Source organism: Parendozoicomonas sp. Alg238-R29 (genome assembly GCF_947331445.1).
Lineage (GTDB): Bacteria > Pseudomonadota > Gammaproteobacteria > Pseudomonadales > Endozoicomonadaceae > Sansalvadorimonas.
The window spans coordinates 20,435-35,575 of the sequence record NZ_CAMZOG010000022.1 but is presented as its reverse complement, the minus strand read 5'-3'; the positions used below and the strand labels follow the sequence as shown (position 1 = coordinate 35,575).

14 protein-coding genes are annotated in these 15,141 nt (G+C 49.0%); 8 read left to right on the top strand and 6 right to left on the bottom strand.

Going from position 1 to position 15,141, the window contains the following annotated elements:
• Window positions 1-36: 36 nt before the first annotated feature.
• Window positions 37-1,170: an S-(hydroxymethyl)glutathione dehydrogenase/class III alcohol dehydrogenase gene (locus QMA35_RS07720; protein ID WP_281646569.1), complete on the bottom strand. Its 1,134-nt coding sequence runs from the start codon at window positions 1,168-1,170 to the stop codon at window positions 37-39.
• Window positions 1,171-1,305: 135 nt separating this feature from the next.
• Here QMA35_RS07720 and QMA35_RS07715 point away from each other — a divergent pair, with 135 nt between their 5' ends.
• On the top strand, window positions 1,306-1,551 hold the full coding sequence (locus QMA35_RS07715; RefSeq protein ID WP_281646568.1) for a LysR family transcriptional regulator: 246 nt from the start codon (window positions 1,306-1,308) through the stop codon (window positions 1,549-1,551).
• Here QMA35_RS07715 and QMA35_RS07710 read toward each other — a convergent pair.
• Entirely contained in the window at window positions 1,542-2,084 is a 543-nt protein-coding gene (locus tag QMA35_RS07710) for a hypothetical protein (protein WP_281646567.1), read from the bottom strand. The two genes, QMA35_RS07715 and QMA35_RS07710, sit on opposite strands and share 10 nt — an antisense overlap.
• Window positions 2,085-2,417: 333 nt before the next feature.
• Here QMA35_RS07710 and QMA35_RS07705 point away from each other — a divergent pair, with 333 nt between their 5' ends.
• The 5 genes from QMA35_RS07705 to QMA35_RS07685 all read left to right on the top strand — a co-directional run bounded on the left by QMA35_RS07705 (window position 2,418) and on the right by QMA35_RS07685 (window position 7,367).
• Window positions 2,418-3,998: a cytochrome ubiquinol oxidase subunit I gene (locus QMA35_RS07705; protein ID WP_281646566.1), complete on the top strand. Its 1,581-nt coding sequence runs from the start codon at window positions 2,418-2,420 to the stop codon at window positions 3,996-3,998.
• Between the two features lie 11 nt (window positions 3,999-4,009).
• Window positions 4,010-5,143: a cytochrome d ubiquinol oxidase subunit II gene (cydB, locus tag QMA35_RS07700; protein WP_281646565.1), complete on the top strand. Its 1,134-nt coding sequence runs from the start codon at window positions 4,010-4,012 to the stop codon at window positions 5,141-5,143.
• 13 nt (window positions 5,144-5,156) lie between these two features.
• Window positions 5,157-5,267 carry a cytochrome bd-I oxidase subunit CydX gene (cydX, locus tag QMA35_RS07695; RefSeq protein WP_281646564.1) on the top strand — a complete coding sequence of 37 codons (111 nt, stop codon included), beginning with the start codon at window positions 5,157-5,159 and terminating at the stop codon, window positions 5,265-5,267.
• Window positions 5,268-5,732: 465 nt separating this feature from the next.
• On the top strand, window positions 5,733-7,058 hold the full coding sequence (locus tag QMA35_RS07690; RefSeq protein ID WP_281646563.1) for a dicarboxylate/amino acid:cation symporter: 1,326 nt from the start codon (window positions 5,733-5,735) through the stop codon (window positions 7,056-7,058).
• 138 nt (window positions 7,059-7,196) lie between these two features.
• Window positions 7,197-7,367, top strand: coding sequence for a hypothetical protein (locus tag QMA35_RS07685; RefSeq protein WP_281646562.1), 171 nt, complete (start codon window positions 7,197-7,199; stop codon window positions 7,365-7,367).
• Window positions 7,368-7,497: 130 nt separating this feature from the next.
• Here the strand turns inward: QMA35_RS07685 and QMA35_RS07680 are convergent, their stop codons facing one another.
• Complete coding sequence (locus QMA35_RS07680) at window positions 7,498-8,247, bottom strand: DUF1223 domain-containing protein (protein ID WP_281646561.1); 750 nt, start codon at window positions 8,245-8,247, stop codon at window positions 7,498-7,500.
• Between the two features lie 163 nt (window positions 8,248-8,410).
• Here QMA35_RS07680 and QMA35_RS07675 point away from each other — a divergent pair, with 163 nt between their 5' ends.
• Window positions 8,411-9,559 carry an SbmA/BacA-like family transporter gene (locus QMA35_RS07675; protein WP_281646560.1) on the top strand — a complete coding sequence of 383 codons (1,149 nt, stop codon included), beginning with the start codon at window positions 8,411-8,413 and terminating at the stop codon, window positions 9,557-9,559.
• 45 nt (window positions 9,560-9,604) lie between these two features.
• On the opposite strand, the gene cydC is transcribed toward QMA35_RS07675, so the two are convergent.
• Together cydC and cydD are read right to left on the bottom strand one after the other, a co-directional pair.
• A complete protein-coding gene (cydC, locus tag QMA35_RS07670) occupies window positions 9,605-11,308 on the bottom strand; it encodes a cysteine/glutathione ABC transporter ATP-binding protein/permease CydC (protein WP_281646559.1) in 1,704 nt (567 codons plus the stop codon).
• Window positions 11,301-13,148 (bottom strand): cysteine/glutathione ABC transporter permease/ATP-binding protein CydD, encoded by a 1,848-nt coding sequence (cydD, locus tag QMA35_RS07665; protein ID WP_281646558.1) that lies wholly within the window; start codon window positions 13,146-13,148, stop codon window positions 11,301-11,303. Before cydD ends, cydC begins: the two co-directional genes overlap by 8 nt.
• Before the next feature lie 203 nt (window positions 13,149-13,351).
• Between cydD and trmJ the strand changes: the two genes are divergently transcribed.
• Window positions 13,352-14,092: a tRNA (cytosine(32)/uridine(32)-2'-O)-methyltransferase TrmJ gene (trmJ, locus tag QMA35_RS07660; protein WP_281646557.1), complete on the top strand. Its 741-nt coding sequence runs from the start codon at window positions 13,352-13,354 to the stop codon at window positions 14,090-14,092.
• A gap of 51 nt (window positions 14,093-14,143) precedes the next feature.
• Here trmJ and QMA35_RS07655 read toward each other — a convergent pair whose 3' ends face one another.
• On the bottom strand, window positions 14,144-15,079 hold the full coding sequence (locus QMA35_RS07655) for a hypothetical protein (RefSeq protein ID WP_281646556.1): 936 nt from the start codon (window positions 15,077-15,079) through the stop codon (window positions 14,144-14,146).
• Window positions 15,080-15,141 lie beyond the last annotated feature (62 nt).

The following is a 15,141-nucleotide window of genomic DNA, read 5'->3' as shown; positions in this document are numbered from 1 at the left end:
GCCTAGCTAAAGGAGCGACAGGAGCCTCAAGGCAAATTACTTGTTGTAATGAATAACGCTGCGAATACTTTCGCCTTTATGCATTAACTCAAAAGCTTCATTAATATCTTCCAGCCCCATGGTGTGGGTAATAAAATCATTCAGTTTGAACTCACCGGCCAGATACTGCTCAACAATACCCGGCAGCTCAGAGCGCCCCTTCACGCCACCGAACGCGCTACCACGCCATACACGGCCGGTAACCAACTGGAACGGACGGGTAGAAATTTCCTGCCCTGCGCCAGCCACACCAATAATCACAGACTCACCCCAACCCTTGTGGCAGCATTCCAGCGCGCTGCGCATCACGTCCACGTTACCAATACACTCGAAGGAGAAGTCCACCCCACCATCGGTCATGTCAACGATGACTTCCTGAATTGGCTTATCGAAACTCTTGGGATTAATGCAGTCAGTCGCACCTAATTTAGTTGCCAACTCAAACTTGGATTCATTCAGATCAATACCAATAATCCGACCGGCACCTGCCATAGTCGCTCCGATAATGGCAGACAAACCAATACCGCCCAGACCAAAGATAGCAACAGTGTCACCTTTCTGAACCTTAGCGGTTTTCAGTACTGCGCCCATACCGGTAGTCACACCACAACCCAGCAAACACACCTCTTCCAAAGGCGCTTTAGGGCTCACTTTGGCCAGAGATACTTCTGGCAAAACAGTGTACTCAGAGAAAGTTGAGCAACCCATGTAGTGATAAACAGGCTGGCCATCTTTATAAAAACGGGTGGTACCATCGGGCATCAAACCTTTGCCCTGGGTTTCACGCACGGAACTGCACAGGTTGGTTTTCCCGGATGTACAGAACTTACACTCGCCACACTCTGCGGTATAAAGCGGAATAACATGATCACCCACCTGAACACTGGTCACGCCTTCGCCAACCTGTTCAACAATACCACCACCTTCATGGCCAAGAATGGCTGGGAACACACCTTCCGGGTCATCGCCTGAAAGGGTGAAAGCATCGGTATGGCAAACCCCTGTTGCTACAATACGCACCAGTACTTCGCCAGCTTTTGGCAACATAACATCCACTTCTTCTATAGAGAGTGGCTCACCTGCTTTCCAGGCAATAGCGGCTTTGGATTTGATAAATTGTTGCTCAGACATAATCTGCCTCCCGAATAAATAACATGTGTATATGGAGCACTCGTTGGCTGCGATGTATACCGTACATTGTATTCACTTCTAATTAAGAGATAATCCTCAGCTAAAGTAATTCATTTTTACCTATATGTAATAATTATGCTGCAATGGGCGGGTATTTCAGAGTTTGTAGCTATAGCAGAGCTGGGCAGTTTTACCGAGGCGTCCCGTAAACTTGGTTTATCTACAGCGCAGGCTATTGAAGACAATCAACTGGTGACATTACTTGAACAGTTTCAGGAGCCGGACGAAGGCATCTGGGCGGTTTATCCACCGAACAGACACCTTTCCCCCAAGGTTCGCGTATTGGTTGATTTACTGACGGAACAGCTGCCTCACTCTTGAGTATTAATCTCTTCACAGCGTTGAACAATATGGCTAACGGCAATATCGTTCATAGTGTCAAGCGCAGCAGGTGCCAGATAAACAGAGCCAGGCTTCAGATAATTATTGTCCTCGCCATAAGCTCCGTCGAGAGAATATCCATCCCAAACAGCCAGCCCGGTTTCTTTCTTATCCACAGTTTTTGTTACGGAATATGGGTAGGCGATACTTTTCTTCAGATAACTGATCAGGTATGTCTTATAAGGTAAACGGTTACCCGGTTTGGGCAGGACTGTACCGTTATAATCTTGATAAGCTTCGTGCTTCACTCTCAAGGTATTGTAGTAATTAAACACCATATACCCCGGAGCCACATAGTTTGCCGTAGCCTTAATTAGCGAACTGTTATTATCGTTAGAAAAATAAACATCGTAGTTACAGTCAATCTTAAAGGGGTCTTTATTCAAAGCTCTCAGCCTCAATGATTCACCGAATACGCTGGCCGCCCCCATAAAAAGAATGACTCCAAACAAAGTCAGTACCGTTTTTTTCATCTCTATAATCTCCGAAAGGTAAAGACACACCCTTCTTTGAGACAACCACACAGCACTAGTTCCACACATCCCCTAACATCAACACAAGCTATACGAACGGTTACTACCAGAAGTTCACAACTCATAGAAAAAACTAAACATGTCGATAGGAAAAGATCATAAGCCGCCGAGAAAACATTGACCTGCATCAACCGGCCATAAAACAACCACCACCTATACTACGCAAGGTTACCGACAAGGCTACAGGAATACCCTGAACCAACCACAGCAGCGTTTCGTCTGCCGTTCGGTTTTGGCCTTACTGAACACCCTTTCCTGCTGCATGGTGTCCCTATGATCTCAGACTACGTTGTCGATCTGTCGCGGCTGCAATTTGCCCTGACAGCGCTTTACCATTTCCTCTTTGTTCCCCTCACTCTTGGCATGAGCTTTATGCTCGCCATTATGGAGTCGGTCTACGTTATGACCGGCAAGCAGGTTTACAAAGATATGACCCGTTTCTGGGGTAAGTTGTTTGGTATCAACTTCGCTCTGGGTGTTGCAACGGGCCTGACCATGGAGTTCCAGTTTGGCACCAACTGGTCTTACTACTCCCACTATGTGGGTGATATTTTCGGTGCTCCGCTGGCCATTGAAGCCCTCGTGGCCTTCTTCCTCGAATCCACCTTTGTTGGCATGTTCTTCTTCGGCTGGGATCGTATGAGCCGTGTTCAACATCTGGGTTGCACCTGGTTGGTTGCTATTGGTTCCAACTTCTCGGCTCTGTGGATTTTGATTGCCAATGCCTGGATGCAGAACCCGGTCGGCGCTGAGTTTAACTTTGAAACTATGCGTATGGAGATGGTGAGCTTTGCTGAGGTGATTTTTAATCCCGTTGCTCAGGTAAAATTCGTTCATACCGCTGCCTCCGGTTATACAACTGCCTCTATGTTTGTGCTGTCTATCAGTGCTTACTATCTGTTGAAGAACCGTGATATCGGCTTTGCCCGACGCTCCTTTGCTGTAGCCGCAGGCTTCGGCATGGCTTCAATCCTTTCTGTTATTCTGCTAGGCGATGAATCTGGCTATGAGCTGGGTGATGTTCAGCAGGTGAAACTGGCAGCTATCGAAGCAGAATGGAACACCCACCCTGCCCCTGCACCATTTACAGTGATTGGTTTGCCTGATCAGGAAAATATGGAAACCGACTTTGCCGTCCGTGTTCCCTGGGCTATGGGCATTATTGCCACCCGCTCTTTTGATAAAGAAGTTATGGGTATCAAAGACCTGATCGATCGTAACGAGCGCCGTATTTACGATGGTATGGAGGCCTACCGCCTGCTAGAAGACCTGAAGTCTGGTAATGATACTCCCGAAAAACGTGAGGCCTTCCTTTCTATCCAGGATACTCTCGGTTACGGACTGCTGCTTAAGCGTTATACCGACGATGTGGTAGACGCAACACCAGAACAGATTCGCATGGCTGCTGAAGATACCATTCCTCAGGTTTGGCCGATGTTTTTCGCCTTCCGCATTATGGTGGGTTGCGGCTTTATTATGCTATTTGTGTTTGCAACCGCATTCTACAAAACCGCACGCCGCACCGAGTACACGAGTCGCACATTCCTGACTATTGTCTTGTTCTCATTACCACTGCCTTGGATCGCCGCCGAAGCTGGCTGGTTTGTGGCCGAGTATGGTCGCCAGCCCTGGACAGTTGCGGGAATGCTGCCCACCTGGATGTCAGCCTCCAATCTCACAGTGAATGACCTTTATATGAGTATTGCTGGCTTCACCGTGTTCTACGGTGTATTTGCGGTGATCGAAATGTACCTGATGGTGAAATATGCCAAGCTGGGGCCGAGCAGTCTGCATACTGGTCGCTATCACCATGAACAACTCTCTTCTGGCGAAACCGCCATGAGCACTCACTGACGGAGGCTGCCATGTTTGATTATGAAATGTTAAAGCTTATCTGGTGGCTGTTGATCGGCATCCTGCTGATTGGCTTCGCCATTATGGATGGCTACGATCTGGGTGCCGCAGGCCTGCTGACTATTCTTGGCAAAAACGACGCGGAACGCCGAATAGTGGTTAACGCCGTAGCTCCCCACTGGGACGGTAACCAAGTTTGGCTGATCACCGGTGCCGGTGCCATTTTCGCCGCCTGGCCCACAGTTTATGCCACCGCCTTTAATGGCTTTTATTGGGCTTTACTGGTGGTTCTGTTCTCATTGATGATGCGCCCTATTGCTTTTGAATACCGGGCCAAAGTAGAAGAGCACCAGAAAAAGTGGTGTGACCTTGGTTTGGTGATCAGTGGTGTCGTTCCTGCCCTGATCTTCGGTGTGGCCTTTGGTAATCTGTTCCAGGGTTATGGATTTAGCCTGGATTCTATCCTGCGGGTTTCTTACACCTCCGGCTTCTCTGACCTGCTTAATCCGTTTGCATTGTTATGTGGTGTAGTCAGCCTGTCTATGCTGCTTATGCAGGGAGCCAGCTGGTTGAACCTGCGGACGTCTGGTGTTGTTCAAAAGCGCGCTTCTGGCATAGCCCGCATTCTTGCCATTGTTGTACTGGTCACGTTCGCCATTGGAGGTATCTGGGTTGCACAACTCCCCGGCTATGAAATTACCAGCGCAATAGATCTTAACGGGCCTTCCAACCCTTTGAATAAGACTGTTGCCTTTGGTGAAGTCGGTGCATGGATGAATAACTACTCCCAGTACCCACTAACGATACTGGCACCGGTTCTTGGTTTTGTGGGCAGCATTGGTGTTGTGCTGCTGGTTCGCAACTTCCCGACTCTGACCTTTATTGCCAGCTCCATGAGTGTCGGCGGCATTATTGCAACTGCCGGATTGTCTCTGTTCCCATTTATTCTGCCATCCAGCAGTCACCCCGATGTCAGCCTCACAGTATGGGATGCCACATCCAGTGAATTAACTCTGGGGATTATGACCTTTATTGCCGGTGTGATGGTGCCAGTCATTCTGGGATACACAACCTGGTGCTTCTACAAAATGTGGGGGCGGGTGGATTCCGCTCATATTGAAAACAACAGCCATTCACTTTACTGAGAGGAGGCGCGGTATGTGGTACTTCGCATGGATACTGGGCGTGCTGCTAGCCTGCTCATTCGGGATTATTAATGTGATGTGGTATGAATTTCACGAGCATGATTTTGATAACGAAGATAAGTAACGTTTACAGAGTGTTTATTAGGGATGAGTCTGTTATTCAGACTCATCCCATTGTTAATGGGATCAACACGAACAAAAACTTTCCCCAAAAACACATCAACAAACAGAAGAAAACCACAAAAAATAGGCATACAAACTACAAAAACACATAGCCAATGCCATGTTCTGTTCTGGTAAAGCCCTGATAGTTTGCCAACCCGTCAGCCTTACTCCATCTGTCCTGTCCGGCTCATTAAATTTTGGACCTGATACTTAGGTCTCTGTCAGCCTTGTTTTTTTGCTGGCTCACTGGGAAGTAAAACCCCGTTAAATTAACTTTCCCTCCGGACACAAGACAAGAGACACCACACCAGGACTGCAAGCCTTCTGGCGACACTGCGCAGACAGTGCCCGCTGCTGACTATCGCGGCATATTGCTCAGTCCTGACACATGTGGTTTTTACAAATTCAACAAAGGAAAGACTGAATGACTGTAGTTCAACGCTGGACGATGTTGTCCCTAACCTCCAAGGTTCTTGTTGGTATGCTGTTTGGTGTGTTCACCGGCCTGCTGTCCAGAACCCTGTTCCCTTTTGACCCATTTGTAACCACCTACTTCACCGATGGTTTGTTTCTGGTCATCGGCAAAATCTTTATCACCTGTTTGAAGATGCTGGTTGTCCCTCTCATTTTCACCTCTCTGGTATGCGGTACCTGTTCTCTGCGCGATGCCACCTCTCTTGGCCGCCTCGGTTTCAAAACTGTTGGCATCTATCTGATGACCACCTGTATTGCTATCAGCATTGCCATTCTCGGAGCTCTCCTGATTGAACCAGGCGCTGGAGCCAACCTCGAAGGCACCTCCACATTTGCTGCCAAAGAAGCGCCCTCACTGGTCAATGTGATTATTGGCATGTTCCCCAGCAATCCTGTTAATGCCATGGCCAGTGGCAATACCCTGCAGATTATTATGTTTGCTCTGCTGTTCGGCATATCCATCGCCGCCTCCGGGGATAAAGGTAAAAAAACCGCCGATCTGTTTATGTCACTGAACGAAGTGATGATGAAACTGGTGGCATTGCTGATGAACATTGCCCCTTATGGAGTGTTTGCCCTGATGGCGCGCCTGTTCACAGAAATCGAATTTGGTGCCATCGCCAATCTGGCAAAATACTTCGTTCTGCTCGTTGCTGTTCTGATTACTCACCTGCTGGTGACTTACTGCTCCATGCTGAAAATTCTGGCAGGATTGAGCCCCCGTGTTTTCCTGCGCAAGATGGAAGATGCCATAATGTTCGCATTCAGCACGGCTTCCAGTAATGCCACCATCCCAATTTCCATGGAGACTGTCAGCCGTCGCTTGGGGGTATCTAACAAGGTTTCATCCTTCACCATTCCTTTGGGTGCCACGATCAATATGGATGGCACGGCCATGATGCAAGGTGTCGCGACTGTATTCATCTCTCAGGCGTTTGGTATTGAACTGGGCATGGGCGATTACCTGACAGTTATTCTTACTGCTACCCTGGCGTCTGTGGGTACTGCCGGTGTGCCAGGCGTTGGTTTGGTAATGCTGGCGATGGTTCTGCAACAAGTCGGCCTGCCTCTGGAAGGTATCGCCTTAATTATGGGCGTAGACCGACTTCTGGATATGGTACGTACGGCCGTTAATATTACTGGTGATTGCGCTGTGACCTGTATTGTTGCGAAGTCTGAAGGAGAGCTTGATCTCGACACATTCAACAATCCAGAAGCGGCCACCAGTGAAGAGAAGATTGATGTTCATCATTTGAATGTCGCTGAAACCAGCTGATCCCTCCCAAATACCTGCCAGCCTATAGCTGGCAGGTTACAAAAACATACAACACCTTCCCTGTAATACCTTCAGTTTCAGCTAACTTTTCCAGCCTCCTCAAAACTTCTAGCCTCCTCAAAACTTCGAGCACTGGATATGACAGGCTGGCTCTGGCTGACCTTTATAGCCTTTATCTTTTTTGCTATGGATATCCGCCCAAAGAAAACGGCTATCCCTTTTGCAGCTGTTCTTACAACGGTTGGCACTGTTCTGGTTGCCTGGGCAATTCAAGAGGGAAGTCATCGGCCATTCAGGTCGGGGGATTGAAGAGCACTTCCAGATTTTACCAGAGCAAGGCGCAGATTTTGTTACCTCTTCCCTCAGCAAAGCCATCAACACTACTGCAGGAATTATCACGACCAGATTGATCAGGGTGTCAATATGTTGCAAACAGTACTCAGGGAGTGCTCAACCACCCCCCCGTCGCCTGAATAACCTCGAACGGGTCACGCCTTGGAGTCACCCAAAGACTTAAGGCCAGTGGTCCCTCATAAGACTCTACAGAAAGATCAGCAGACCAGGACAGGTTCGCACTGTTCAGGGTTCCCGACGCCAAAGCGACAAAGTCATGGGGAAGAGTTCTGCGAGCATTCTCACCACTTTGAACTTTGGTAACACGACCCGATCCCGTTAAAGCCCAATGCAGAATAAAGCCTCCCGGGTTTCCTGCTTCACTCGGCAAAGGCGAGAAAGTGGCTTTTAACTGGCCTCCTTCAATCTCTGCCCGCAAACGACCTGCTGGTGCGGGTGTGTAATCGGGAAGGCTACGAAATAAGTTAAAGAAGCCACGCCACTCCTGACCGTTAATAAAAAATCCCGGCGTATAAACCCCTCTGGAACGTTCAGCCTTTCTATACGCGTACTGACGCTCCTGATGTTTTGGCTGGGCAAACACATCCTTCCAGCCGAGATAGTCCCAATAACCAACATGAAAAGCCACTGGCACCCAGGGATTCCACAATTTTTTGTCTTCCTTTAATTCCGACAGAAATGCGTCTGCTGGTGGACAACTGGAACAGCCTTCTGATGTAAAAAGCTCCAGAAGTCGGTTCTGCCGCTCTCCAGAATCCAATGATATTGTCGCTGCCTGCACTGTTAGCGGCACTGACAATACCAGCGGAACCAGGAAACTCTTTAGAAGTCCCATATCTGAATAACCTCCATCCATTTACCCATAGTACGCAGACCTGAGTGGTTTGGAGTCAGTTGCAGGAACGATCTGCACACATATAAAAGCATTAGCCGATGCACAGATAGATGACAGAGGGAACGCCATGCTACGTAGTTTTTTCTTATCTAAAGAGTGGAGAATGTGGGCCTGGGGCGGCATGACTCTGTTGATCGCTCTGGTCGTAGCCGAAGTCTACCTGTTGGCCCAGCTCAATGACTGGTATCGGGTCATCTGGGACTTACTTGGTGGCGCGGCCGGCCTTTCTGACGTTAACAAAACCAGCGCCTCCGTATATGAATTTCTGGGCTTGCTGGTGCAGTTTGTTTATCTGGTTATGCCACTGATGTTTCTGCGTGTAGGCTCTAATTTTCTGGCTCAGCACTTCACCTTCCGCTGGCGTCAGGCAATATCATTCTCCTACCGCCCTTACTGGCAACATACAGAACACGAAATCGAAGGGGCATCCCAAAGGCTTCAGGAAGACACCCGGGATTTTGCCCTGATTCTTGAAGACCTGGGGTTAGGCTTTGTCAGAGCCATTCTCACACTGCTGGCCTTTATCCCTATTCTCTGGACTCTCAGCACTCAACTGGTCGAAACCATTACCACAAATATGCCGGATATCAGGGAAAAGCTGGCAGAACTTCCATCAGACACTCAGGAGATGATTTACTCATCTCTTATTGGTATGGATTTTATTGCCAATGTTCCTGGATCACTGGTGTGGATGGCGATTGGTATCGCAGTTGCCGGAACCGGTATTTCTTATATTGTGGGAATCAAACTGCCGGGGCTGCATTACAACAATCAGCGAGTAGAGGCTTCTTTCCGAAAGCGGATGACATATGCAGAAGATGACAAACAGTTTGCTGACCTACCCTCATTTATGGAGCTGTTTACGGGTTTAAGAACTAATTATTTCCGCCTGTTTATGCATACCAGCTACTTCCGTCTCTGGGAGTACTTCTTCTATCAGGCTCTTATCATTGCTGATTTCATTCTTATTGCACCGGGGATTCTGGCCGGTCTGGTCACTCTGGGGGTTTTAAACCAGGTATCTCATGCATTCTCCAATGTGTCTGAAAGCTTTTCTTACCTGATCAAAAACTGGGTCACTATTACCAGTCTGATGTCTGTCGTCAAACGACTGAAAGAATTTGAACGCAATATTGGTTACAACAATAGTGGTTACAACAATAGCGGTTACAACAATAGCGGTTACAACAATAACGGTTACAACAATGGTGGTAAGCCAAAAGGCATTGAAGCTGTTGAGACGATTGAATAGATCCAATCACCTCAACCGATGGTAAAACTTCTACAGGTAAAACGCTCAATCAAGTTTAACTACTCGTTCAACTAACTCCAGAGCTGCTGGGCGATGGGTCACCATCAATAATGTTTTACCCAATAGCTCTTCATTTAGCACCGCAATCATCCGCCCCTCAGTTTCCGGGTCCAGACCTTCCGTAGGTTCATCAAGAAGAACCAGTCGGCAGTCTGGATCACGCAATCTAAGTAAGACTCTGGCTAAACCTATACGACGCAGCTCTCCTCCAGAAAGCGACTGCCCGGCCGCACCAAACCAGATATCCAGCAGTTCATGTTCCGGAGCCAGATGATTCAAACCAACCTGTTCCAGCACTTCCAGCAGTGATTCATCACTGAGCTTATCGATTGCAGATGTGCAGGCCATTAACAGGTTATCCCGCAGAGTTGCGCTGAACATATGAATCCGCTGGGGCATCACTGCCATCTGGCGGCGCAGATCACGTTCTGAAAAGCTTTCCAGTAATTGTCCATTAAGGGAAATGGAACCTTCACAAGGCCAGTCCCGAGTTAACAGCTGTAAAAGAGTAGATTTACCACAGCCGGTTGGGCCAACAAGTGCAACTCGCTCGCCCGGTTCAAGCGTCAGATTAAAGTGACGGAGTACAGAATTATTGGTTGGATAACTGAAGCTGACACCGTGTATATCCAACCGACCAGCTGAGAACAAATCGTCTTCTTCGTTCAACGATTTACCAGGAAAAACAACAACAGGTTTCTGTTCGGCCACTTCCGACAGCCGCACGGCAGAGCGGCGAGTTTGCCCCAGCATCTGAAAAGCTCCGGGCAGTGGCATAATCGCTTCAAAAGCGGCCATGGTTGCCAGCACCAACATAACAACGAACGGGCCTTCCAATGAAGCCGCCTGCATATCATGGATACCGAGCCATAAAACTCCGGCAACCGTTACGCCCGTTAGCCATGTGATGAGAAACAGGGATAAACCTGTTACGCGGGCAATACTGTTTTCATCCGCAAAAGTCTGGGCCTCCGCTTGCTCAATACTTTCCCGGTATCGCGCTGTTGCTCCAGATAAATGCAGCTCAGTCTGTCCGGAAACAAAATCCAGAAGCCGGGTTCTTAAAACACTGCGCGTGTTTACCAAACTATCGCCAGATTCCCTGCCAAGTCGGTAAAACAGCCCCGGAAGAATCAAAACAATACCTGCCAGTACAACGGTTAGAAAAGCACTGGTACCACTGGCAAATACAGCACTGAGGATAACGAGTGCCACACTCCCGGTAACAGCCAGCAATAACGGGCTCAGCAAGCGAAGATACAGTCCATCGAGAGTATCAATATCCGCCACCAGCCGGTTCAGCAGGTCAGCCTGCCGAAAGTTTCTCAACCCTGCTGGAGCCAGCGGCTCGACCTTTTCAAAGAACCAGACTCGCAAACCGGCCAGCAAACGGAATGTGGCATCGTGAGTCACCAGCCGTTCACCATAGCGACCTGCAGTACGGGCAATAGAAAATCCGCGGACTCCGGCTCCAGGAGTAAAGAAGTTAAATACCTGAGCTGTGGCAACTGTCAGTCCGGCCAGAGCCGTTGCGGTGATGAACCAACCGGACAAAGCCAGCAACCCAACACTGGCTACCAGCGTCGCTAAAGACAACAGGTAACCAATACCAAACCGCCCACCATAACGCCCTGTGAGTTTCAGGTAAGGCCAGATATCGCGAAAAGCCTTCACCAAACTGTTAGACATGGGCTATCTCCTGTTCATCAATGCCCAGCTCACCAACGCCCAGTTCACCAACGTCCAGCTCGCCCTTTTCCAGTCTGGACAACTGTTGCCAGTATTCATTCAATTCCTGAAAATCCGGGCTACTTTCAAGCAATTCTGCTTTTGAACCGAATGCAGCGACCCTGCCGCTTTTCATCATGAGAATCCGATCCACATGAGTCAGACTTTCAGGTCGGTGACTGACAGTCACGATGGTTCGTCCTGATGCCGCCTGATCCACAGCGTTACTGACAATTCCGGCGCTATGGGAATCAAGGCTTGCGGTTGGCTCATCAAGAATCAGCAACTGAAAAGATTTCAGTAATGCCCGTGCCAGTGCAACGCGCTGAGCCTGTCCCACGGAAAGTCCGGCTGAAGCATCACCAATCGGGCTATTTAAACCGCCGGGTAATCGCTCCAAAAACTCATGGATATGGGCTGACTTTACGATTTGTTCGATGCGGGCTTCACTGGCATCAGGGTCGGCCAGTGTAATATTTTCCCGTAAAGAACCATGGAACAGCTGCGGGTTCTGCCCCAGCCACGAAACCTGCTGGCGCCAACTATCAATCGCCAGTTCTTTCAGTGAAATGCCGTTAATAAGTACTGCGCCCTCATAGGGCATAAACCCAAGAAGCACATTGAGAAGCGTGGTTTTACCCGCTCCGGATTCGCCAATAATGGCCAATCGTTCACCTGTAGACACATCAAAAGACACATTATCGAGAATACGGCGACCGCTCGCCGTGACTACTGAGACATTCTGAAAGGCAATACTGGCAGCCGTCTGCTCAGGGCAGGCGGTTACACCGGCATGCTCAAGAGATGACTTCTGATTCAGGAATGCCTCAATATCGTCAGCCGCACCAATGGCATCTGCCTTGGCATGGTAATGAGTGCCCAACTCCCGCAAGGGAAGGTAATACTCCGGCGCCAGCAACAGCAGAAACAGCCCAGTAAACAGGGTTAGCTGTTCTCCCCATATACCAAAATCCATGTAACCGAGATAGTTCATACCGAGATATACAGCAGTCATGGCAATCGATATGGCAGTAAAGAATTCCAGTACCGTCGAGGAAAGAAATGCCAGCCTCAGCACCTGCATAGTCTTTTCCCGAAACGATTCCGCAGCAGAAGCGATAGCCTGCTTTTCCTTCTGACTTTGATCAAACAGTTTCAGGGTGGAAAGCCCCTGCAGCCGGTCCAGAAAGTGGCCACTTAACCGGGACAATGCCTGAACATTTCTCTGGCTGGCCGCCGCAGCCCGATTGCCCACAAAAATCATAAACACAACAATCAGTGGTGCAGTCAGCAGAAGAATAACCGCCACCGCCCAGCTGAACGGAAATACCAGCAAAACCGTCATAACCGGCAACATGCGCACAAGCTTCATCTGCGGGAGGTAACGGCCATAATAATCATGGAGTTTATCCACCTGTTCCATCAGCAGAGTCAGCCAGCTGCCGGCCTGTTTATCTGCCAGAATGGCTGGCCCAGTTGCTGAAACCTTATCAAGAATTTCACCACGTAACTTCTGCCTGAGCTCGGCACCAGCTTTCTGGCCTGCCAGTTCCCGCCCGCGAGCACACACAGCCCGTCCTGAAGCACTAACAATTAATAAAATAAAGGGAGTAATAAGTTCTGAAACGGCAGCACTACTCATCACTGCCTGATCAATAATCCAAGCCAGCAGAGCGGCCTGACAAACAACAAAAACATACTGACCAAATCCAAAAGCGACAGTTCGCCCAATAAGAGACCGAACTGCTGCCTGACGGAGCTGGAGCCAGGACTGCAATACCTGTTCCCGATCCTTGTGCATTCACTACCACACTTAGTTGTTAACATGAAAAAACAGCCAAGTATTGTACGCACCAAACACCAATCAACCCAGCTTACCGGCGCAAAAACCTAAATCACAACCTGTTGTATCCCGAGATACTGGCAATAGGGCTCCCTGCCTGATCACAGGCCAGCCACTTTCACGATATAATCCCGGCATTTCATTGATCCTGTGATTCTCCCATGCTTGATTCCATCCGTATCGTCATGCTTCGAACCTGGCACCCCGGCAATATTGGTTCTGCACTGCGAGCTATGAAAACCATGGGGCTTTCCCGTCTGGTTCTGGTTAAGCCCAACCAGTGGCCCCATAACGATGCAGAAACAATGGCAGCCGGTGCCGCTGATATGTTGGACAAGGTTGAAGTCGTTAACTCCCTGGAAGAAGCCATTGATGGTTGCAATCTGGTTCTAGGTACCTCTGCCCGCAGCCGTAGCTTTCCCTGGCCGATGCTGACCAGCCGCCAGTGCGGTGAAAAACTGGTGAATGAAGCCCGCACCGGAGAAGTGGCTTTGGTATTTGGCCAGGAAACATCAGGCATGACCAATGACGAGCTGCAACAGTGTCACTTCCATGTCTCCATTGATGCCAATCCGGATTACCCTGTTCTGAATGTGGCTTCCGCTATCCAGATTCTTTGTTATGAAATTCGTCAGGCGGGCATTGAGCAATCAGGTCGTGAAGTCACAAACGAGGAACAGGTTCCCTATCCAGACACCCAACAGATGGAGCTGTTTTATAAACAGTTGGAACTGGCACTGGGCGATATCAATTTTATTATCCGACAGCATCCGGGCAAGATTATGACCAGGCTGCGCCGACTCTTTAACCGAGCCCGGCCAGAGCAGGAAGAGATGAATATTTTAAGGGGTATACTTAGCCGTATTCGACAGAATGCAGCGGTCAAAGCAGAGAACGAGTGACATACAGAAAACCGGTAACAAAAAGCTGTTACCGGTTCTTTTCATTAACCATCAGGATGGAAGTAATTTACGCAGACCTGGATCTTCCAGAATATGGGCCAGCTGCGCGGCGTAAGTCACAAATTTCACTTCCCGCCCTTGATAACGCACCGCACCACGGGGAGTGGAAGGGCCCACTTCATAAGGCTCCAGATGGAACGACCGAGCCAGACGGGTACCATCACTGGTCGCGCACAGTCCACCGATATAATTCACATGATCGTAATGACGCCCCAGATAGCAGATGATTTCCATAATCAACCGGCCAGCTGCCAGACGGCTTGCACCGTACAAAGAGTAGATATAAAGACAGTGCGGCTCATGGGTTGCAACAATGTCATCTTGAGATATGGAGGCCTCTTCCCGTTTCCCCTGTATTAACTGCCAGAAAATCTCTTCTTTCAAAGGAAGTGCAATCACGTGGCCAAAATAGTGTGAATACTTGCAGCACACAAGACTTAATCGGTTGCAACGGTTGATCCATCCTGCCATACGATCTCTGTCTGTTGGTACCGCACTTTCATAGATCGCATCATCATATTCGATGATCATATCCAGAAAGCGATGGTGCTCCGGATCAGCGGTTAATTTTTGCAACCGGTACTGGCAGCCCTCCAATTCAGGAAAGGTACCTATCTTGTGTCCCAGTTTGGGAGAATTAAGGTAATGACGAGTTAAATATTCCATAGACTGATCTGGTGTCAGGATCTGTGACCGACTGGAACGGAATGGAAAAATTTTCTCTACATCATCATGAAAATAAGCAATCACCTGACGTTGCCGTTCTCCTGTCGGCTCAGTGGTTGCCCTTTCCCAACGACTGATTGTGACCGAATCAATCCCGGATAACACCGAGGAGTAACATGACAAAGCCATGGCCAGCCGATCCTGTGTCAGGCCGGCTTCCTTGCGCCGATTTTTCAGGTAAGATCCGAAATTCTCCAACATAGGTACTGCCCTTCTTATTCCATCACTGCACTTAATTTTCTGGCTGCTTGCTCCATGTTGCC